This window comes from Rhizobium sp. NPDC090279, assembly GCF_044769665.1.
Taxonomy (GTDB): Bacteria; Pseudomonadota; Alphaproteobacteria; order Rhizobiales; family Rhizobiaceae; genus Rhizobium.
In genome coordinates this window covers 403796-423542 of the sequence record NZ_JBIVYI010000001.1, presented here as the reverse complement: position 1 = coordinate 423542, position 19747 = coordinate 403796, and the positions used below count along the sequence as shown (strand labels likewise).

19 protein-coding genes are annotated in these 19747 nt (G+C 61.8%); 15 read left to right on the top strand and 4 right to left on the bottom strand.

Annotation, left to right across the window (positions count from 1 at the left end):
* The first annotated feature begins 179 nt into the window (after positions 1-179).
* From ACIQWP_RS01935 to ACIQWP_RS01870, 14 genes are all read left to right on the top strand, one after another.
* Positions 180-1262: an HD-GYP domain-containing protein gene (locus ACIQWP_RS01935; protein WP_402781510.1), complete on the top strand. Its 1083-nt coding sequence runs from the start codon at positions 180-182 to the stop codon at positions 1260-1262.
* Entirely contained in the window at positions 1259-1585 is a 327-nt protein-coding gene (locus tag ACIQWP_RS01930; protein ID WP_402781507.1) for an STAS domain-containing protein, read from the top strand. The genes ACIQWP_RS01935 and ACIQWP_RS01930 overlap by 4 nt, the downstream gene beginning before the upstream one ends.
* Complete coding sequence (locus tag ACIQWP_RS01925) at positions 1582-1950, top strand: response regulator (protein ID WP_402781504.1); 369 nt, start codon at positions 1582-1584, stop codon at positions 1948-1950. Before ACIQWP_RS01930 ends, ACIQWP_RS01925 begins: the two co-directional genes overlap by 4 nt.
* Positions 1947-3971 carry a chemotaxis protein CheA gene (locus ACIQWP_RS01920; RefSeq protein ID WP_402781501.1) on the top strand — a complete coding sequence of 675 codons (2025 nt, stop codon included), beginning with the start codon at positions 1947-1949 and terminating at the stop codon, positions 3969-3971. Before ACIQWP_RS01925 ends, ACIQWP_RS01920 begins: the two co-directional genes overlap by 4 nt.
* Positions 3968-4480, top strand: coding sequence for a chemotaxis protein CheW (locus ACIQWP_RS01915; protein ID WP_402781498.1), 513 nt, complete (start codon positions 3968-3970; stop codon positions 4478-4480). The genes ACIQWP_RS01920 and ACIQWP_RS01915 overlap by 4 nt, the downstream gene beginning before the upstream one ends.
* Positions 4481-4504: 24 nt before the next feature.
* A complete protein-coding gene (locus tag ACIQWP_RS01910) occupies positions 4505-6226 on the top strand; it encodes a methyl-accepting chemotaxis protein (RefSeq protein ID WP_402781495.1) in 1722 nt (573 codons plus the stop codon).
* Between the two features lie 189 nt (positions 6227-6415).
* Positions 6416-8272 carry a methyl-accepting chemotaxis protein gene (locus ACIQWP_RS01905; protein WP_402781492.1) on the top strand — a complete coding sequence of 619 codons (1857 nt, stop codon included), beginning with the start codon at positions 6416-6418 and terminating at the stop codon, positions 8270-8272.
* The gene (locus ACIQWP_RS01900) at positions 8273-8782 is read left to right on the top strand and encodes a chemotaxis protein CheW (RefSeq protein WP_402781489.1); all 510 of its coding nucleotides are present in this window, start codon (positions 8273-8275) and stop codon (positions 8780-8782) included.
* Between the two features lie 12 nt (positions 8783-8794).
* Entirely contained in the window at positions 8795-9646 is an 852-nt protein-coding gene (locus ACIQWP_RS01895; protein ID WP_402781486.1) for a CheR family methyltransferase, read from the top strand.
* 5 nt (positions 9647-9651) lie between these two features.
* The gene (locus tag ACIQWP_RS01890) at positions 9652-10734 is read left to right on the top strand and encodes a chemotaxis response regulator protein-glutamate methylesterase (protein WP_402781483.1); all 1083 of its coding nucleotides are present in this window, start codon (positions 9652-9654) and stop codon (positions 10732-10734) included.
* 138 nt (positions 10735-10872) lie between these two features.
* Positions 10873-11595, top strand: coding sequence for a ParA family protein (locus tag ACIQWP_RS01885; protein WP_402781480.1), 723 nt, complete (start codon positions 10873-10875; stop codon positions 11593-11595).
* Positions 11596-11764: 169 nt separating this feature from the next.
* Positions 11765-12493 (top strand): SDR family oxidoreductase, encoded by a 729-nt coding sequence (locus tag ACIQWP_RS01880; RefSeq protein ID WP_402781477.1) that lies wholly within the window; start codon positions 11765-11767, stop codon positions 12491-12493.
* 3 nt (positions 12494-12496) lie between these two features.
* On the top strand, positions 12497-14194 hold the full coding sequence (locus ACIQWP_RS01875) for a GMC family oxidoreductase (protein ID WP_402781474.1): 1698 nt from the start codon (positions 12497-12499) through the stop codon (positions 14192-14194).
* 133 nt (positions 14195-14327) lie between these two features.
* Positions 14328-15221 (top strand): hypothetical protein, encoded by an 894-nt coding sequence (locus ACIQWP_RS01870; protein ID WP_402781471.1) that lies wholly within the window; start codon positions 14328-14330, stop codon positions 15219-15221.
* A gap of 21 nt (positions 15222-15242) precedes the next feature.
* Here the strand turns inward: ACIQWP_RS01870 and ACIQWP_RS01865 are convergent, their stop codons facing one another.
* The 3 genes from ACIQWP_RS01865 to ACIQWP_RS01855 all read right to left on the bottom strand — a co-directional run bounded on the left by ACIQWP_RS01865 (position 15243) and on the right by ACIQWP_RS01855 (position 17669).
* The gene (locus ACIQWP_RS01865; protein ID WP_402781468.1) at positions 15243-16013 is read right to left on the bottom strand and encodes an SDR family oxidoreductase; all 771 of its coding nucleotides are present in this window, start codon (positions 16011-16013) and stop codon (positions 15243-15245) included.
* A 70-nt stretch (positions 16014-16083) separates the two neighbouring features.
* Positions 16084-16926, bottom strand: a complete 843-nt coding sequence (locus ACIQWP_RS01860; RefSeq protein ID WP_402781465.1) for an alpha/beta fold hydrolase — start codon at positions 16924-16926, stop codon at positions 16084-16086.
* A 56-nt stretch (positions 16927-16982) separates the two neighbouring features.
* Complete coding sequence (locus ACIQWP_RS01855; protein WP_402781462.1) at positions 16983-17669, bottom strand: alpha/beta fold hydrolase; 687 nt, start codon at positions 17667-17669, stop codon at positions 16983-16985.
* Positions 17670-17830: 161 nt separating this feature from the next.
* Here ACIQWP_RS01855 and ACIQWP_RS01850 point away from each other — a divergent pair, with 161 nt between their 5' ends.
* On the top strand, positions 17831-18451 hold the full coding sequence (locus tag ACIQWP_RS01850) for a CGNR zinc finger domain-containing protein (RefSeq protein ID WP_402781459.1): 621 nt from the start codon (positions 17831-17833) through the stop codon (positions 18449-18451).
* Between the two features lie 101 nt (positions 18452-18552).
* Here ACIQWP_RS01850 and ACIQWP_RS01845 read toward each other — a convergent pair whose 3' ends face one another.
* Positions 18553-19710 (bottom strand): DUF3734 domain-containing protein, encoded by a 1158-nt coding sequence (locus ACIQWP_RS01845; protein ID WP_402781456.1) that lies wholly within the window; start codon positions 19708-19710, stop codon positions 18553-18555.
* Positions 19711-19747: the final 37 nt, after the last annotated feature.

Here is a 19747-nt window from a genome sequence, read left to right as displayed (position 1 = left end):
TCATCCACAGGTTGAGCAATAATTTAACTCACCGTTAGCCATTTAACGATTTCGTTACTTCAGCCAAGATTCACAATCATTGTGACGCGGCCCTTTCATGAGAAAGGCCTCCAACAACCCTCCAGCCGAAAATCGTGAGTAGATCCGCGGGTGTGCCGCGGGCGCTCCGCGGGGTAGCTATGCGCGTCTTCGTAATAGATGACAGTCCTTCCGTTGTGGCCACGCTTCGCCGGGTGGTCGAAGCCATCAAGGGCAGCGAGGTATTGTCGTTCCTCCATCCAGGCGATGCCCTAGAACGGCTCGACGACCGGACGCCGGATCTCATTCTCGTCGATTATATGATGCCCGACATGAACGGCATCGACGTGATCAGTCACGTGCGTAAAAACACCGTGACCGCCCATGTGCCCACGATCATGATCACGTCGCGCAGGGAGGCCGATATCCGATTGGCTGCCATGAAAGCGGGCGCCACCGAATTCCTGAACAAGCCGATCGATGAGATGGAGCTGACGCTCCGTGTCCGCAACATTCTCGACATCGGAGAAGAACGGCTGGCGCTGGCCGCCAAGGCCGCGACGCTGCAGCGCGATTTCGACGCCGCGATGCAAAGGATCGAACGGCATGAGGAAGAAATCATCTGGCGTCTTTCGAAGGCCATTGCGTGTCGCCATGGGGAAACGGCCGACCATCTGGACCGCGTCGCGATCGTTGCACGGATCATCGCCGAAGAAGTAGGTCTCGATGCCAGCCAGTGCCGCATGATCTTTCTGGCGAGCGCCCTGCACGATGTCGGCAAGATCGGCCTGCCGGACGCCATTCTCTCGAAGCCGGGGCCTTTGACCCCGGATGAGCGCCGACAAATGCAGCAGCATGCGGATTTCGGCGCCGAGATCCTGAGCGACAGCTCCAGCGAGCTGATCCAGATCGCGCGCAAGATCGCCGAAAGCCATCACGAAAGATGGGATGGCGCCGGCTATCCGAAGGGCGTTTCCGGCACCGCCATCCCGATCGAGGCCCGCATCGTTGCCATAGCCGATGTCTTCGACGCCCTTTGCTCGAAGCGGGCATACAAGGCCGCGTGGCCGATCGCCGATGCATTCCGCGAGATCGTCAACAGCAGCGGCACCCATTTCGATCCGGCCTGCGTTGCCGCCTTCTGCCGCCGCTGGGCGGATATTAAGGCTCTCTTTGAGTCCCAGAACAGCGGCGACACGGCCATAACGCTTCCCACCCTTCAGCTATCGCGAGGTTCGGCATGAGCGAACAATCCGAGATCTTGCATCTGCACGGACCATTGACGATCAAGACGATCACCAATGTGAGAGACATCGTTCAGGTCTACCTGCAGGAAGCGGCTTTGCGGAGCCGCGCCCTGGTCGTCGATATCGATGGCGGCGAGGAGATCGACCTCACCCTCCCCCAACTGCTTCTGTCCGCACGGCAAACAGCCAACCGCGCCGGCGTGACGATGGCATTGAGCAAACCGGCGGACGGCAATTTTCTGACCGTCCTGCAACGCGCGGGTCTCCTTTGCGGAGACCGGCAAAGAGACAGTTTCTGGCTAGAAGGAAAAGCAGCATGAGCGCCAATATTCTCACCGTCGATGACTCCGCCAGCATTCGGCTGACCACGCGCATTGCGCTTACCAATGCCGGATATTCCGTCACCGAAGCGGTCGACGGCGCCGACGGCCTCAGCAAGATGAAATCAGGCAGTTTCGACTTGATCGTCACCGATCTCAACATGCCGAACATGGATGGTCTGACGATGATCCGCAGCCTGCGGCAGCTGCCGGCCTACATGGGAACGCCGGTCATCTTCCTGACCACGGAATCGGACGGAGATCTCAAGCAGCAGGCGAAGGCCGCGGGTGCGACGGGTTGGCTGACGAAGCCCTTCGACCCCGAAACCCTCATCAAGATCGCGCGCAAGGTTCTCGGCAAATGAACGAACTCGATCCGATCGCCGTTTTCAGGACGGAGGCCGCCGAGCAGCTCGAGCTGATCGAGGCCGGCCTTCTCGATCTGATGCGCGACCTGAGCGACCGGGCTCAGATCGATACGGTCTTCAGGGGCCTGCATACCCTCAAGGGATCGGGCTCGATGTTCGGTTTCGATCAGCTGGCCGCCTTTACCCATCACTGCGAAACCGCCTTCGATCGGGTTCGCAAGGGGGAAGCACCGGCCACGAAGGAGCTGGTCGGCGCCGTTCTCGATGCGCAGGGCCACATGCAGGCGTTGCTGGAAAATCCGAACGGCGAATACGAGACCATGAGCTCCGTGCTCCTGGAAAAACTGCGACAGGCCGTCGGCGCTGCCGGATCGCCGCTTTCGTCGGCGGCATCCGTCAATGCACAGTCAACCGCTGCTCCCACCGCGAGCGCCGGTCACGCTAAGACATGGCATCTGAAATTCAGCCTGCCGGCCAATTCGATGGTCAACGGCACCAACCCGCTCGGGCTGCTGGACGAGTTGCGCGAGCTTGGCGAATGCCGGATCGAAGCCGATGCCGAGGCCATCCCTCTGCTCGCGGATCTGGAGCCGCGCGATCTCCACATCGGCTGGACGGTTCATCTGACCACCGATAAGCCGCGATCGGATATCGAAGACGTCTTCATATTCGTCATGGACGAGATGACGATGGAGCTGAAAGAGCTTACGGCGCAACAAGAACCGAGCCCGGCACCGGTCGCTGTGAGGCCGGAACAACCGATCGAGGACGAACCATCGAAGGCCGTTGCCCAGCCGATCGATACGGGCAAAGCGCAGCCTGTTGACGCCAAATCGCAGAAGCAGGCCGACAATGTCCGCGTTCCAGCCTTGCGCCTCGACGAAATGATGGACAGGGTCGGGGAGCTGGTGATCGCCCAATCGCGGCTGAGCCAGATGGCGAATTCGGCCGCCGATCTCGGCCTGCGCTCGGTCTCGGAAGAAATCGAGCGGCTCGCCGGCGAGCTGCGGGACACAATGATGGTCCTGCGCATGATGCCGGTCGCTAGCCTCTTCAGCCGCTTCCGCCGACTGGTTCACGATCTCGCCCGCGAGACCGGCAAGGATATCGAACTGGTTACCGAAGGCGAAGGCACCGAAGTCGACAAGACGGTCATTGACCGCCTGGCCGATCCTCTCGTTCACCTCGTGCGCAACTCGATCGACCATGGTCTTGAAAGCCCGGATGATCGCGTCGCGGCCGGCAAGCCGGTGACGGGGCGCGTCTTTCTCTCGGCGCACCAGACCGGCAGCGAAGTCGTCATCTCGATCAAGGATGACGGACGCGGCATCGACCGGCAGAGGGTGCGCGCCAAGGCGGAGGCCAACGGCCTGATCCAGCCCGGCGCCCAGCTTAGCGACAAGGAGCTGCTGCAGCTGATCTTCCAGCCCGGCTTCTCGACCGCGGAAAAGGTCACGAACCTCTCCGGCCGCGGCGTCGGCATGGATGTCGTCAAGAAGACGATCGAGACGCTGCGCGGGGCGATCGACATTACCAGCGAATTCGGCAAGGGTTCCGAGATCGCACTGCGCATTCCGCTGACGCTCGCTATCATCGACGGTCTTCTCGTCCGCGTCGGCAACGGGCGCTACGTGATTCCGCTCGCAGCCGTCGAGGAATGCCTCGAACTCTCGATCGAGCAGGATCTGCGCTCGCGCGGACGCAGCTTCATCTCGCTGCGCGACGATCTCGTACCGTTCCTGCGCCTGCGCGAACTCTTCCGCACTGGCACGGAACCCGATCCCTACCAGAAGGTGGTGGTGATCTCGACCGGCAGCGAACGCGTCGGCCTCGTCGTCGATCAGATCATCGGCGACCACCAGACCGTCATCAAATCGATGTCGAAGCTTCACGACCACGTCTCCACCTTCTCCGGCGCGACCATTCTCGGTGACGGCAACGTGGCCCTGATCCTCGACGTCGTCCACCTCATCGCCGCCGGACAGCATCAGGAGGCGCAATTGCGGGCAGCAGGATGATCGAAGCAGATGTAAAATCAGACCACCGCGCCATCTGGGAAGGTGCCGACGAGCTTTCGGTTCTGACGTTCAGCCTCAATGGCGAAACCTTTGCCATCGATGCCGTCGTCGTTCAGGAAATCCTCGATCTGCTGCCCGAGACCAACGTTCCCGGCAGCCTGCCCTTCGTCGGCAGCGTCATCAACTTTCGCGGCAAGGTCATACCTCTCGCGGACATTCGCATCGCCTTCGGCATGGAGGCAGCCGATGTCACCATCGACAGCCGTATCGTCGTGACCGAACTCGAACTCGACGGCGAGACGACCCTGATCGGCATTCGCACCGACAAGGTTCACGAGGTCACGCAGCTCCCACGGTCGGCGAGCGAGCCCCCCCCCATCGTCGGCATGCGTTGGCGTCCCGACTACGTACACGCCCTCGTGAAACGCGGCGGCGAATTCATCATCATCCCGAACCTGCAGGCGATCTTCTCTTCGCAGCGAGCAGGTGCGGTCAGAGCTACGGCATAATTTTACCGAGCAAGGAGGCCAACAATGCGGTTTACGATCAAGCTTAAGCTGCTTCTAACCTTTGCTGTCGTGATCGCCATGCTTCTCGGCACGGCTGTCTACAGCATCACAACCCTCGGCAAGGTCAATGATAACTGGTCCGACACCCTATCGGGGCCGGCGGAACGTCTCCGGCTCGCCCAGAATCTGGATATCGCTGTCCTGCAACAGCTGAGACAGCAGAAGAACATGCTGTCGTCCGGTTCGGTCGACGAGACCAAGGGCTACATTGCAAAAAGTGATGCCGCTCGCGCGGAGTTCGATGCGGATCTCACCAAGATCCTCGCCAATACCACGGATCAGGACATGGCCTTCTGGGCCCAGATCAAGACCCTGTCCGCCAACTGGCGCAGTGCGGACGATCGCATCCGGACCATGATGCTTGCAGGCGACAATGCTGGTGCAATTCATATCTCGACGACGGATGCTCGCGACACCAGCACCAAGATCGACGACGTATTGGCTCAGATCTTCAGCGCCGAGCGAGCGCGCCTGAAACAGGCGGATCTCGATGCCGCCGATACCTACACCAGCGCGCGTCTCATCCTGATCACCATTGCAGCAGCGGCTTCGCTCATAGCGCTCGTCTCGGCGATCTGGATCGTGATTTCGATCAACAGGGGCGTAAATCGTGCCGTCAAGACCGTCCAGACGGTCGCCGATGGCGATCTGACGGAATTCGCCGTCATCACCACGAAGGATGAGATCGGCGACTTGCTTGGCCACGTCAACTCGATGATCGAACGACTTCGCGGCGTGGTCGCTGATGCCTTGTCGGCCTCGGACAATGTCTCCTCCGGCAGCCAGCAGCTCTCGGCAGGCTCCGAGCAGCTCTCGCAGGGCGCGACTGAGCAGGCCTCGTCCGCAGAAGAGGCTTCGGCCTCGATGGAAGAGATGGCCGCCAATATCAAGCAGAATGCCGATAATGCGGCCCAGACCGAAAAGATCGCGCGTCAGTCGGCACGAGATGCCGAGGTCAGCGGCCAGGCCGTCGACCGCGCCGTCAACGCCATGCGCACCATCGCCGAGAAGATCTCGATCGTTCAGGAGATCGCCCGCCAGACCGACCTGCTCGCCTTGAACGCCGCAGTCGAAGCGGCGCGAGCCGGCGAGCACGGCCGCGGCTTTGCCGTCGTCGCCTCGGAAGTGCGCAAGCTGGCCGAGCGCAGCCAGGCGGCGGCCGCGGAAATCTCCAGCCTCTCGGGCGAGACCGTGACGGTCGCGACCGAGGCCGGCGACATGCTCTCGCGTCTCGTGCCCGATATCCGCAAGACGGCCGAGCTGGTCGCCGAAATCTCGGCCGCCTGCCGCGAGCAGGATATCGGCGCATCGCAGATCAACGAGGCGATCCAGCAGCTCGACAAGGTGACGCAGCAAAACGCCGGTGCTTCCGAAGAAATGTCGGCGACCTCGGAAGAACTCGCCGCCCAGGCCGAAGAGCTGCAGGCTTCCATCGCCTTCTTCCGAGTCGATCAGGCCAATGGCCGCAAGGCCCAGGTCGCCCATAGCCCGGTCCACGCTCCTGTCCATCATGCCGCAAGCCCGGCCAAGCCGAAGCCCGCCGTCAAGACATCGGCTGGACGAGCCCCTGCTGCACGCACCGACAACAGTGTCGCCGCCCAGCAGGCCCGCCTCAAGGGCTTCACCCTCGACATGTCCATGGGTGGACCCGATGCGGATGACAACGACTTTCGCCAGAGCGCCTGAGCGGCTGGCTGAACGTTAACAAATGCCGGCGCCGAAAGGCGCCGGATCAAAGGCCGGCAATGTTATCGCCGGCCTTAAGAACCGGTCCCGGTTCGCGGAAGGGTGAATGTATCGGTCTTCGCGCATCAAGACGGCTCCCCGTCTGACATTTCAAATATCAAACCCTTCATCTCCAGGAGCTTTTCAGAGATGCGCTTTACCATCAAACTCAAACTGGCCCTCGCCTTCGGCCTTCTGATCCTCATGTCGACCGGCATGTCGGTCCTCGCAATCATGAGCCTGTCCTCCCTTAACTCCGCCATCACCGACATCGTTCAGGGACCGGCTAACAATCTGCGCAATTCCGGTGACCTCTCCACCGCCGTGCTGGATGCCATCCGCAACGAAAAGAACGCCATCCTCAACACCGACCCGCAGGCGATCAGCGGTTATATCGACGCCGTTCACGAGAAACAGGCTACGATCGAGCAGCTCGTCCGGACGCTGGCGCAAGATCCGGCGATTTCAGACAAGGTTGCCGAGTTCTCCAAGCAGTATCCGGCCTGGAAACAGATCGACGATCAGATTCTGAAGCTTGCGACTGAGAATACCGACGAAAGCAACCGCAAGGCTGGCGCTCTCTCCATGGGCGAGGGACGCAAGGCAAGCGACCTCCTCCAGGAGGCCCTCGAGACCCTCAACAAAGCAATCCTCGCTGATCTGCACGCGACCGACCTCGCGACCAACGACCAGTATGCCTTCGCCCGCAATCTCCTGCTGACGTCGCTCGCAGTCATGTTCGTGCTGTCGACCGCTGTTGCCATCTGGATCGCTCTTGGCATCAATCGAGGCCTGAAGAAAATCCAGGCTGTCGCCGAAGGTGTTGCCATCGGCGATCTCGATCAGGATATCGAGATCAAGACCAATGACGAAATCAAGGATCTGGTCAACACCATCAACGTCATGACCGGCAACCTGCGCAACACGGCAACGATCGCCGACCAGATCGCCAATGGCGACCTGACGGTCAAGCCGAAGCCGATGTCGGAGAAGGATACGCTCGGCATGTCGCTGCAGTCGATGGTCGAACGACTTCGCGGCGTGGTTGCCGATGCGCTGTCGGCCTCGGACAATGTCTCATCGGGCAGCCAGCAGCTCTCGGCAGGCTCCGAGCAGCTCTCGCAGGGCGCGACTGAGCAGGCCTCGTCCGCAGAAGAGGCTTCGGCCTCGATGGAAGAGATGGCCGCCAATATCAAGCAGAATGCCGATAATGCGGCCCAGACCGAAAAGATCGCGCGTCAGTCGGCACGAGATGCCGAGGTCAGCGGCCAGGCCGTCGACCGCGCCGTCAACGCCATGCGCACCATCGCCGAGAAGATCTCGATCGTTCAGGAGATCGCCCGCCAGACCGACCTGCTCGCCTTGAACGCCGCAGTCGAAGCGGCGCGAGCCGGCGAGCACGGCCGCGGCTTTGCCGTCGTCGCCTCGGAAGTGCGCAAGCTGGCCGAGCGCAGCCAGGCGGCGGCCGCGGAAATCTCCAGCCTCTCGGGCGAGACCGTGACGGTCGCGACCGAGGCCGGCGACATGCTCTCGCGTCTCGTGCCCGATATCCGCAAGACGGCCGAGCTGGTCGCCGAAATCTCGGCCGCCTGCCGCGAGCAGGATATCGGCGCATCGCAGATCAACGAGGCGATCCAGCAGCTCGACAAGGTGACGCAGCAAAACGCCGGTGCTTCCGAAGAAATGTCGGCGACCTCGGAAGAACTCGCCGCCCAGGCCGAAGAGCTGCAGGCTTCCATCGCCTTCTTCCGAGTCGATCAGGCCAATGGCCGCAAGGCCCAGGCAACCCATAGTCCGGTCCACGCACCCGTCCATCATGCCGCAAGCCCTGCCAAGCCGAAGCCTGCCACCAAGGCACCGCTCGGCAAGGCACCGGCTGGACGAGCCCCTGCTGCACGCACCGACAACAGCATCGCCGCCCAGCAGGCCCGCCTCAAGGGCTTCACCCTCGACATGTCCATGGGTGGACCCGATGCCGACGACAACGACTTCAAGGAGAGCGCATAAATGGCTGCGACCAGCACCGAAGCGCAGTATGTGACATTCGGCCTAGGCGAGGAATGCTTCGCCGTGCCCGTCACCGTGGTCCGGGAAATCCTGGACCATCAGGATGCCTTTCGCATTCCGCACGGGCCGGACTATCTGCTCGGCCTGCGCGACGTGCGCGGCCAGGGCGTGCCGGTTATCGACCTGCGCCTACGGCTCGGCATGTCTCAAACGGCGAAGACGCCGCATACGCGCATCCTCGTCATCGACATTCCGATCGCCGACAAGGTTCTTACCCTCGGCCTCGTCGCCGATCGCGTCTTCGAGGTCACGACTTTCAAGCATCAATCGGTCGAAAGCGCCCCCGATATCGGGGTGCGCTGGCCGTCCGAATACATCGCCGGCGTCGTCCGTCGGGAAAGTGGCTTCGTTGTCATCATCGACCTCGCAAGGCTCTTTTCTTCGTCCGACAAGGTATCGTTGATGGGTGTCGGCATCGGCCAAAAGGCCACCGAGTTGGCCGCTGTTTGAGTGGGATGTCACGTGGCATTGCAGGAATTGAGAGACTACGGAGACAATGGGCTGAGCCGGCGGAATTTCGACCAGCTCGCCCGCTACATCTACGACTATAGCGGCATCAAGATGCCCCCCGGCAAGCGCACCATGCTGGAAGGGCGGTTGCGGCGCCGGCTGCGGGCAACGGGGATCGTCGATCTCGACGACTATTGCGACTATCTCTTCAAGCGCGGCGGTATCGATCGCGAGGCGATCCACCTGATCGACGCCGTGACAACGAACAAGACGGACTTTTTTCGCGAGCCGAAGCATTTCGAACATCTCGAGACGTCCGCCCTCCCCGAGCTTCAGGCAGCGGGGCATGGGCGCCTCAGGATCTGGAGTGCTGCCTGCTCCATCGGTGCTGAGCCTTATACGATCGCCATGGTGATGGAGGACTATCGCGACGCCCGCGGCGCACTCGAATACAGCATCCTCGCGACAGACCTTTCGACCGATGTCCTCAAGGTGGCGCGCAGAGGCGTCTATCCGGCCACGATGATCGATCCGGTCGACCGGCAACGGCGCCAGCGCTACGTCATGGAAGCACGCGACCCGGGACGAGACGAGGTTCGCATTCATCCCAAGCTGCGTTCGAGAATCGGCTTCGGCCGCCTCAATCTCATGGATCGCGCCTATGAGATCGGCGACAAGGTTCATATCGTCTTCTGCCGGAACGTGCTGATCTATTTCGACAAGCCGACCCAGGAGAAGGTCCTGTCCAGGCTTTGCGAAAAGCTGGTGCCGGGCGGCTTCCTCTATGTCGGCCATTCCGAGACGATCAGCGGGCTCAACCTGCCGGTCAGGCAGGTCGCCAACACCGTTTTCAAAAAGGTCTGACACGCATGGCCAAAAAGATCCGCGTGCTCATCGTCGACGACTCCGCCAGCGTCCGCCAGGTCATGACGCAAGTGCTGTCGGCAGATCCGGAGATCGAGGTCATGGGTGTCGCCTCCGACCCCTTCATGGCGGCAAAGAAGATCCAGGAGGAAATCCCCGACGTCATCACGCTTGATGTCGAAATGCCGCGGATGGATGGCATCACCTTCCTGCGCAAGCTGATGACGCAGCGACCGATCCCGGTCGTCATGTGTTCCTCGCTGACGGAAGCCGGCTCGGAAACCTTGATGCAGGCGCTCGAGGCGGGAGCCGTCGATATCATCCTGAAGCCGAAGATTGCCGCCGCCGACCATCTGGCCGAAGCCGCCGCGGCGATCCGGGAAACGGTCAAGGGCGCGGCGGCGGCACGGCTCGGTGGTACCCGCCGCCGCATCCTCGCGGCAGCCGAACCGACGGCCAAGCTAACGGCCGATGTGGTGCTACCGCCGCCGAGCGGCCGGGCCATGGCCAAGACGACGGAGATGATCGTCTGCGTCGGAGCCTCGACGGGCGGCACGGAGGCACTGCGCGAACTGCTCGTGGCGCTTCCCGCCAATACGCCGGGGATGGTCATCGTGCAGCACATGCCGGAAAAGTTCACCGCCGCCTTCGCCAAGCGCCTGAACAGCCTTTGCGAAGTGGAGGTCAAGGAAGCCGAACACGGCGATGCCGTCTTGCGCGGCCATGTGCTGATCGCCCCCGGCGGCAAGCACATGCTTTTGGAGCGGCAGGGCGCACGCTATGTCGTCGCGATCAAGGACGGACCCCTGGTTTCGCGACATCGCCCTTCGGTCGACGTGCTCTTCCGCTCGGCGGCTCGCTCGGCAGCGGGCAATGCCATGGGCGTCATCATGACCGGCATGGGCGACGACGGCGCGCGCGGCATGAAGGAAATGCACGACGCCGGCGCCTTCACCGTGGCCCAGGACGAAGAGACATCCGTCGTCTTCGGCATGCCCAAGGAAGCGATCGCCCATGGCGGCGTCGACAGGACCGTCGGGCTGGATCAGATCGCCCGCGAAATTTTGGCGGCCGACAAGCGGCACTAACCATTACCGAATTCCGGCACCGATTGCGGCTTCGCTCCCAATGGTTTGTTAACCATAAATGCGTAACCATTTCCGCAAGCCATGACAGCTGCTCGCCTAACCCATTGCGTTGCCATCCGATCAGCCCAGGGAGTTCCCATGGCCGTTTTGACTTTTGCCAACACCAAGGGCGGCGCCGGCAAGACCACTGCCGTCGTCATCGTTGCCTGTGAGCTCGCGCGGATGGGCTTTTCGGTGGCCATCCTCGACGCGGACCCGCAATTGTGGATCTCCAAGTGGTATGAACGGTTGAGCGTGAGAGCGCCCGCCTCGCTTTCCGTGGTTCCCTATGTGACGGCAGCCAATCTCGGCCAGCATGCGCGCAAGCTTCGCGACGAAGTCGATTTCCTTCTGATCGATTTGCCCGGCGCGCGCAGCCCGCTGCTTGCCCAGGCGCTTGGCTATTCGAACTATGTACTCATCCCCGTGCAGGGCTCGGCCATGGATGCGGAAGGCGCTACCAACGTCATCGAGCTCCTGCAATATCTCGAGGATCGGGCCGATATCCGCATCCCACATTCGGTGGTTCTGACCCGCGTCAATCCGATGGTTACCACGCGCGCGCTGCAATCGGTGAAGGAGCTGCTCTCCAGCCGCCGCGTCCATGTTCTGTCCACGCCGATCATCGAGCGCGCTGCCTATCGCGAGGTCTTCGGCTACGGCCAGACCCTCTACTCGATCGATCCCGAAAGCGTCAGCAATCTCGACAAGGCACAACAGAACGCCCAGACGCTCGCGCAGGAGGTTCTGCGGCGCATTCTGCCCTATAGCGGCCGCGTTGCCGGACAGACGAAAGCGGAAGGATTCAAGCTCTCGGCCTGATGAAAAGCGCCGGGCTGCTGAAAACAGGATCTGGCCGGCGACGACCGTGACATCGACGCCATCTCCGCGAAATTTATCTGAGAAAGATTTTTCATTGACGGGCTAAGACCACCTTCTTAGGCTCTTCATCGGCGGAGGCTTTCCAAGAGCCCGCCGATGGGAGGACATCTTGGGACAGAAGCTTGAAGGCAAGGTCGCGCTCATCACGGGCGCAAGTTCCGGTATCGGGCGCGCAACCGCATTGGCTCTCGGCGAGCAGGGTGTGAAACTCACACTCGTCGGCCGCTCCGCCGAAAGGCTGGAAGCAGTGGCCGACAAGGCAAGCGGCGATACGCTGGTGCTGCCGGCTGATCTCACCGAACCGGATGCCATCAAGACGGTCGTCAATGCAACGATCGAGCGCTTCGGCCGGATCGACATTCTCCTGCCCAATGCCGGCCTCTACATCCCCGGCGATGTCGCCGAAGGCGACCCCGATGCCTGGGACGAACTCATTGCCATCAACGTCAATTCGGTCTTTCGGCTGGCGCGCGCCGCGCTGCCGGGGATGATTGCGCAAAGCGGCGGCCAGATCGTCGTGACCTCCTCGGTGGCCGGGCATCAGGCGATCCATTGGGAGCCGATCTATTCGGCATCCAAACATGCGATCCAGGCTTTCGTCCACGGGCTGCGCCGGCAGACGATGAGGCACAATATCCGCGTCGGCTCCGTGGCCCCCGGCGTCGTGCTGAACGAGCTTTGGGGCTATACCGATCCCGCCGCCATCGATGCCAAGGTCGAGGCACGCGAGGGCCTGAGGTCGGAAGATGTGGCCGATGCTGTAATCTTCATGCTGACGCGACCGGCCAACGTCACCATTCGCGACCTCGTGATCTTGCCCCAAACCCAGGATATCTGAGCCTTGCCGGAGTTCGACTACATCATCGTCGGTGGCGGCGCGGCGGGCTGCGTGCTGGCCAATCGCCTGAGCGAAGATCCGGCCACCCGCGTCTGCCTCGTCGAAGCGGGCATGGATCGCAATGCACGCAAGGCGATCGTGCGCATTCCGCTTGCCATGGTGACTTTCATGGCGCCGGCGCTCGCCTTTCTCGGCGGGCCGAAATTCATGTCCTGGTTCGAAACCGAACCCGAGCCCGGCCTGCAGGGCCGCTCCATGGCCCTGCCACGCGGCAAGGGCACGGGAGGCTCGACGAATGTCAACGGTCAGATATTCATCCGCGGCCAGCGCGAGGATTTCGACCATTGGCGCGACCTCGGCAATCCCGGCTGGGGTTACGACGACCTGCTACCCTATTTCCGCAAGCTGGAGCGCTTCGAGATCCTCGCTGAACCGGGCTCGGCCAAACATATCCGCTTCGGCAACACGCCGCTCGAAATGCAGATCGATCCGGCCTATCACGGCACCGGAGGTCCGCTCAATATCGCGCCGCTGCGCAGCGTCAATCCAATGGCGGACGTGTTTCTGGAAGCCGCACAGCAGGCCGGTCATCCCTTGAATGCCGATTTCAACGGCGCGCGTCAGAACGGCGTCGGCCTTTACACGTTTACGCAGAGAAACGGCGAGCGTGTCACGGCCGAGGGCGGCTATCTCGATCCGGTACGACATCGCCCGAACCTGACGGTGATGAGCGGGACCGAGGCCACCCACGTCGTGTTCGACGGGCAGAAGGCAACCGGTATCGCGTTCCGGCGAGGTGGGCAGGACGGAATGCTGGAGGGTCGCGAAGTCATCCTCTCGGCCGGCTCTTTCGCATCGCCGCATCTGCTGATGCTGTCGGGTATCGGCAATGCCAACGAGCTTGCGCGCCACGGCATTCCTGTCGTCGCGGACCTGCCGGGTGTCGGCGAAAACCTGCAGGATCACCTCGACGTCACCATCGAATATCGTGCAAAATCCATCGCGCCCTATGGCGTCTCGTGGCGGGCCCTGCCGCGCAACATCGGCCATGTGCTCAACTGGATCTTCAACAAGCGCGGGCTGTTTTCCTCGACCACGGGCGAAGGCGGCGGCTTCATCTCGACGGACCCGGCAAGCGACCGGCCGGATATCCAGCTGTTCTTCTGCACCGGCCGGGCCAATACCCAGGCAGCATCGGGCTTCACCGGCCATGGCTTCCTCATGCATGTCTGCCAGCTTCGGCCCGGCAGCATCGGCCGCGTTGCCTTGAAAAGCGCCGATCCCGGCGAGAAGCCTTCGATCAGCTATAATTTCTTTCGCGGCGACAGCACGATGGACGTGCTGCGCAAGGGCATTCGGCTGGCGCGGAAGATTACCGCAGAGCCCCCTTTCGCGCCGCATCTCGACGCCGAAATCGATCCGGGGCCGGACATCGAAAACGACGGCGCGCTCGACGCCTTCATCCGTGAAAGGGTCGGCACGCTGTTTCATCCCGTCGGCACCTGCGCCATGGGACGCGGGGAGCGATCGGTCGTCGACCCCGTCACCATGCGGGTGCATGGTGTTGAGGGCCTGCGCGTCGTCGATGCCTCGATCATGCCGAGCATCGTTTCGGGCAACACGGTCGCGGCGACCTATTGTCTGGCCGAGAAGGCGGCCGATCTGATCCGCGCCACCGACAATACCAGCTCCATTGCCTGAGGGCATCACATCCTCATGCAAGGGGGTTGCGGCAAGCCAGCTATTGGAGTGCCATGCCTTGACACAAGCGGCATAGCCGCAAACATGGCGCTGCCCGTATTTGCCGATCGACTCAAATAGGTAGTTCTGAAAGATGCGCTTTTCTCTTCTGCTCCCGCTGCTCGTCGCCTTCGCCCCTCTCACAGCAGCAGCCGCGGAAGCGCCATGCGCCGACCTCATCGAGGGGAGCGCCGCGATCCAACGCGCGGACGGCTTTGCCATTTCCGATCTGCATGACGGCTGCGCTGTCACCAACGGGATTTTCAAATCCGGCACCAGAATGGGATGGACCTTCGATCGCGCCGAATTCAAGGGAGACGGCCTGGTCGACTTCCTCAAGTCCATCGCGAACAAACCCGATCGCCTACCGACCTGGGGACGGTTCTCCGTCGAGGGCGTGCGCTTCACGCCGCTGCTCGACAATGCCATGGCCAATTACATCACGACAGTCCAGCAATGGCCGATGGATCTGTCCGGCGCTTTCCGTTTCGACCCGAAAGACGGCTATCTGGATATTCAACAGCTACAGCTCACCAATCTACGCCTTGGCGAGGCCTCGCTCTCTGCCGAGCTGAACCTGCCCAAAAATGCCGGTGTGCCGGCGTTGACGCAGGAGGGGTCGGTTAGCCTCGCCCATCTGCGCTTCCGGCTCGATAATATGGGACTGTTCGAGGGCATGGCCGTACCGTCGCTTGCGGCTTTCCTCCAGCAGGTGACGGGTTCGGATGATCCCGCGCAAGGCATCAACCAGTTGCGTGATACCACGGTCGCGGCGCTGCAAGCCCTGCCCGACAACAGGATCGATGCGGAATCGAAAAGGGCCCTTCTCCGCTTCGTGCAGGATCTGCCGCACCCGACCGGCTTCTTCACGCTTGACCTCGCCTTTGACAAGCCATTGCCGATCGGGACCCTCGGCCTCGATGCTGCGCAGCTGGCACAAACCGCCCTGGCAAGCGCCAAGATCTCGGTCAGCTACAAGGCTCGCTAACCTCGCTCCCACAAATGCCGATCAGATGGACTTCACCTCGCCGCCGTCCATGCGCAGCGCCGAACCGGTCATCCAGTGCGCTCCCGGCGAGACCAGGAAGGCCATCAGCTCCGCGATCTCGTCCGGTTCGCCATAGCGGGCGATCCCGGCTTCCTGCGGAAACTTGGCGGTCGCGTCTTCGACAGTCATGCCGTGCAACGGCGCCCAATGTTCGAGATAGGATTGCCGCCGCCCGGTCATGACAGGACCGGGCAAGACGCTGTTGACCTGGACACCGTCGGCGATACCACGATCGGAGAAAGCCTTCGCCAAGGCTACAATTGCCGCGTTGATCGTGCCGACGGCCGCATAGGGCGCCTTGGGAAAAATCGCAGAGTTTCCAGACATCAGCACGACCGATCCCTGGACTTTCTTCAGTGCCGGCCAGGCCGCGATGGTGAGGCGGCGCGCGCCATGCAGCTTCAATGCCAGGCCGTCCTCCCATTGCTGATCCGTCATCTCGAAAAGGTCGATCTGCGGTACGGCGCCGGCAATGTTCAGCAGTGCATCGATCCGACCGAAGGCGGACAACGTCTCGTCGACCACATACTGAGCCGCCGCTGCCTCACCGAGATCGGCATCGATGACGAGCACTTGGCTGCCCGCCTCCCCGGCCGCTTTGGCCGTCTCCTCAAGCTTGGCCTTGTTACGGGCAACGAGGACCAGCGCGCCAAAATCCCGCGCAAGACGGATAGCGGTTGACCGTCCGATACCCTGGCTGGCGCCGGTAATAACAGCAACTCTGCCGGACATGATATTCCTCCTTTTCAAAAGATGCTGTCCGGACCGCGCCCGCCAATCGCCGGCGCGGTCCGGCTCGATATCAACCGAGGAAAGCGCGGATTTCGGCCGCAATCTCGGCTGCATGCGTCTCGAGGGCGAAATGGCCGGTATCGAGGAATTTAACGATCGCCTCCGGAATATCCCTGCGATAGGCCTCGGCGCCCGGAGGCACGAAGAAGGGATCGTGCTTGCCCCACACCGCCAGCAGGCGCGGCTTATGGGTTCTGAAATAGGCCTGGAATGTCGGATAGAGCGCGACGTTGCTCTTGTAATCGCCGAAGAGATCGAGCTGTACCCTTTCCGCGCCGGGACGGGCCAGATAGAGGCTATCGAGCGAATAGCCATCCGGGGAGACCTTCGAGATATCAGGGACCCCGTGGGTGTATTGCCAAGCCGTTGCTTCTGGCGTGAACGCCGCCTTCAGCGCATTGCGGTTTTCCTCCGAAGCGTCGCGCCAGTAAGCCTGGATCGGGCTCCACTCGTCGCCCAAACCCTCTTCATACGCATTGCCGTTCTGCGAGATAATGGCCGTGATCCGCTCCGGATGCTTTACCGCCAGCCGGAAGCCCGTGGGTGCGCCATAGTCGAAGACATAGACGGCATAGCGATCGAAACCGACGATTTCGGTGAAGCGGTCGATCGTCTCGGCAATGCTGTCAAACGTGTTGCTGCCCTTCGGCGCATCGGATTGACCGAAGCCCGGAAGATCCGGTGCGATGATATGGTAGCGATCGGCCAGAAGCGGGATGAGATCGCGGAACATATGGCTGGAGCTCGGGAAGCCGTGCAGCAGCAGGAGCTTGGCTGCGCCCGGGGAGCCCGCCTCGCGATAGAAGACCTTGACGCCTTCGACATTGATGGTGCGATAGTTGATATCAGTCATGATAAGGTCCTTTCATAACCTTTCCGATTTAACTTATTGAGTTACCAACCCGGGATTCAGAGGGTGGTGGCGGCTTCCCGGATGACGTCGATGACGGCGGCCGGCGCCGTGACCATCGGCATGTGATCGGCCCGGACGGAGCGTTGCTTCGCCTTCATGCGCGCCGCCATGAAGCGCTGGTTGTCGACCAGGATCATCCGGTCCTCCTCGGCGATCAGGAACCAGGTGGCACGATCCTTCCAGAGCGGACGACCGACAGGGACGGTGATACATGCCGGCGAGATCGGCCGCTGCGAGGCCGCCAGCACCGCCAGCTCGTCTGCCTCCGCGTTCTGGGCAAAGGCAGTGGCGATTGCCTCACGCGGAAGGTAGATCAGCCCGTGGCCGTCTGGCGCCAGTTTCGGCGCTTGCGGGTGGGGCTCGCCGCGATAGAAGACATCGGCAACCGTCTCGCCTTCCTCCGGCGCAAGTGCGGCAACATAGACGAGCGCCTTCACCTTTTCGCTGGAAACGGCGGCGATGACGGCACCGGCATAGGCGTGACCGACCAGGATCACCGGCCCTTCCGCCCGCTCCAGCGTGCGTTCAAGCGCTGCCACATCCTCGGCAAAGGAGGTCAAAGGCAAGGGAGCGGCACTCACCGAAAAGCCGGCGGCCGCCAACGGCGCGATCACCTTTGCCCAGCCAGACCCATCCGCCCAGGCGCCATGGACAAGAACAATACCTACGTTTCGCGACGACATCAGCTTTCTCCCTATGGCTTGAAGTTAGTAACCGTTTAAATGACACCAATAGGGTTACGCTCGATATGCGTAACTTGTCAAGCGGCATTTGATAGGTTATGTAAAGGCTGCATTTTCGAGCGGCCTTGCAGTATCCCTGTCGGCCGGAACAGGAGTAGTCCATGGACAACCATTCCCCCGCCATCTTCGTCGGCGACACGCTGGGACTGGATTTTCTCAATTCGGTCGCAACGCCCGTGGATGTGCCGATCGACTGGATCGATGATGGAGAGGGTCTGCTGCGCTGGCTGGAACAGGCGGGCCTGGTGTCGCGGGAGATACTGGCTACCATGCGCGAGCAGGCGCTTCCCGGCGAACTCGACAAGGTCGCCGATCAGGCCAGAAGCCTGCGCGAATGGTTCAGAAGCTTCGTGCTTGCCCGCAAGGGATCGCCGCTGACAACGGATGCCGTGAACGAACTGGAGCCTCTGAACCGCCTGCTGGAACGCGACGAAGGCTTCGGTCGGATCGTCGCAGCACAATCGGACAAGGACGAGGGGCTCGGCTTTCAGTCGATGCGGAAATGGCGCTCGCCGGAGTCGCTGCTGTTACCGATCGGCGAAGCGCTGGGACACTTCGTCTGCGCGGAGGATTTCTCCGATGTGAAGGCGTGCGAAGGTCATGCTTGCACCCTGCTTTTCGTCGACCACACGCGCGGCCACCGCAGACGCTGGTGCAGTATGGCAATGTGCGGCAATCGCGCCAAGCAGGCAGCCCACCGGCACCGGCTCAAGCAGGGATAGCTTGCCGCGTCGGGGAGTTTTGCGAGCCCAGTCAAAAATTGTGCCGGCGGAGCGAAAGCCCGGCCGGCAATTTGGTACAATCGGGTTGCAGCTTGGCTGCCTCAGACCGGATCTTCGCGGTGCAGATCGTGGATGGCGACGCCATCGTCGGTGAAGGGCGGCAGCAGCCATTCGGAATGACGCAGCGTGCGCTTGGTATCCTCGAGCCCCATGTCCCAATGTTCGCGCATCGAGGTGCCGGAGAATTCATAGTCCTTGGCGTGGCCTTCGTAATTCTTGTGCTGATAGATCAGATGCACGATGTTGACCACGCCGGCGTCGGAATAGTCGGCGATCAGCTCTTCCTCTGCGGGGGTCAGCTGATCCTTCGGAACACGCTTCAGCGCGCTCAAGAGCTTCATTTTCAGCCCGTGAATGCGCTTGAAGTTGTCGGTGTTCTGCCGCGTGCGGCTCGAATACATGATGTCCTTATGACGCGACAGCACGTCCGGCATGCTGCGCGGCAGGACGCCACGCGCGCTGAAGAGATCCACCTGGAACACGAGCGAGCTGCGGTCTTCTTCCTGATCGAGCAGATATTGCAGCGGCGTGTTGGAGACGATGCCGCCATCCCAATAATATTCGCCTTCGATGCGGATGGACGGCAAGGCGGGCGGCAGGGCGCCGCTTGCCATGATGTGCTCAGGGCCAATCCAGATATTGTCGGTGTCGAAATAGACGAAATTGCCGGTTCTGACGTTGACCGCGCCGACACTGAAGCGCTTCTTGCCATCATTCAGCACGTCGAAGTCGATCAGCATTTCCAGCGTCTTCTTCAGCTCGGCGGAATCGTAGAAGCTGGTCGCACCTTCGGCACCCGGCAGCTCGAGCCAGGGATTGGGAAAGCGCGGTTTGAAGAAGCCGGGCTGCCCCATCGTCATGGTCATCCATGAACTCGTGCGGTTGCGGATATCACGGAAGAAATCGCCTTCCGGCGTGTAGGCCCAGATCTTGCGGCCTGAGATGATCTGCCAGAATTGCTCCAAACGCTGCAGCCGCCGGCTCGGTTCGTTACCGGCAATGATCGCGGCGTTGACCGCGCCGATCGAGACGCCCGACAGCCAGGTGGGCTCGCATCCGGCCTCGGCAAGCGCCTGGTAGACGCCGGCCTGATAGGCGCCGAGGGCGCCGCCGCCCTGGAATACCAGGGCGACACGATCATATTGAGCGGCAATTTCCGGGATAGTCGGGGCTGCGGCCTTGGTGTTTCGTTCGAGCACGGTCCGTCTCCAGCATGAAAAGAAAATAGAGCCTTTG

Excerpts from the sequence above, each read along its gene's own strand:
- ACIQWP_RS01935 (WP_402781510.1), top strand. The coding sequence starts at position 180 with ATGCGCGTCTTCGTAATAGATGACAGTCCTTCCGTTGTGGCCACGCTT.
- ACIQWP_RS01930 (WP_402781507.1), top strand. The coding sequence starts at position 1,259 with ATGAGCGAACAATCCGAGATCTTGCATCTGCACGGACCATTGACGATC.
- ACIQWP_RS01925 (WP_402781504.1), top strand. The coding sequence starts at position 1,582 with ATGAGCGCCAATATTCTCACCGTCGATGACTCCGCCAGCATTCGGCTG.
- ACIQWP_RS01920 (WP_402781501.1), top strand. The coding sequence starts at position 1,947 with ATGAACGAACTCGATCCGATCGCCGTTTTCAGGACGGAGGCCGCCGAG.
- ACIQWP_RS01915 (WP_402781498.1), top strand. The coding sequence starts at position 3,968 with ATGATCGAAGCAGATGTAAAATCAGACCACCGCGCCATCTGGGAAGGT.
- ACIQWP_RS01910 (WP_402781495.1), top strand. The coding sequence starts at position 4,505 with ATGCGGTTTACGATCAAGCTTAAGCTGCTTCTAACCTTTGCTGTCGTG.
- ACIQWP_RS01905 (WP_402781492.1), top strand. The coding sequence starts at position 6,416 with ATGCGCTTTACCATCAAACTCAAACTGGCCCTCGCCTTCGGCCTTCTG.
- ACIQWP_RS01900 (WP_402781489.1), top strand. The coding sequence starts at position 8,273 with ATGGCTGCGACCAGCACCGAAGCGCAGTATGTGACATTCGGCCTAGGC.
- ACIQWP_RS01890 (WP_402781483.1), top strand. The coding sequence starts at position 9,652 with ATGGCCAAAAAGATCCGCGTGCTCATCGTCGACGACTCCGCCAGCGTC.
- ACIQWP_RS01885 (WP_402781480.1), top strand. The coding sequence starts at position 10,873 with ATGGCCGTTTTGACTTTTGCCAACACCAAGGGCGGCGCCGGCAAGACC.
- ACIQWP_RS01870 (WP_402781471.1), top strand. The coding sequence starts at position 14,328 with ATGCGCTTTTCTCTTCTGCTCCCGCTGCTCGTCGCCTTCGCCCCTCTC.
- ACIQWP_RS01865 (WP_402781468.1), bottom strand. The coding sequence starts at position 16,013 with ATGTCCGGCAGAGTTGCTGTTATTACCGGCGCCAGCCAGGGTATCGGA.
- ACIQWP_RS01860 (WP_402781465.1), bottom strand. The coding sequence starts at position 16,926 with ATGACTGATATCAACTATCGCACCATCAATGTCGAAGGCGTCAAGGTC.
- ACIQWP_RS01855 (WP_402781462.1), bottom strand. The coding sequence starts at position 17,669 with ATGTCGTCGCGAAACGTAGGTATTGTTCTTGTCCATGGCGCCTGGGCG.
- ACIQWP_RS01850 (WP_402781459.1), top strand. The coding sequence starts at position 17,831 with ATGGACAACCATTCCCCCGCCATCTTCGTCGGCGACACGCTGGGACTG.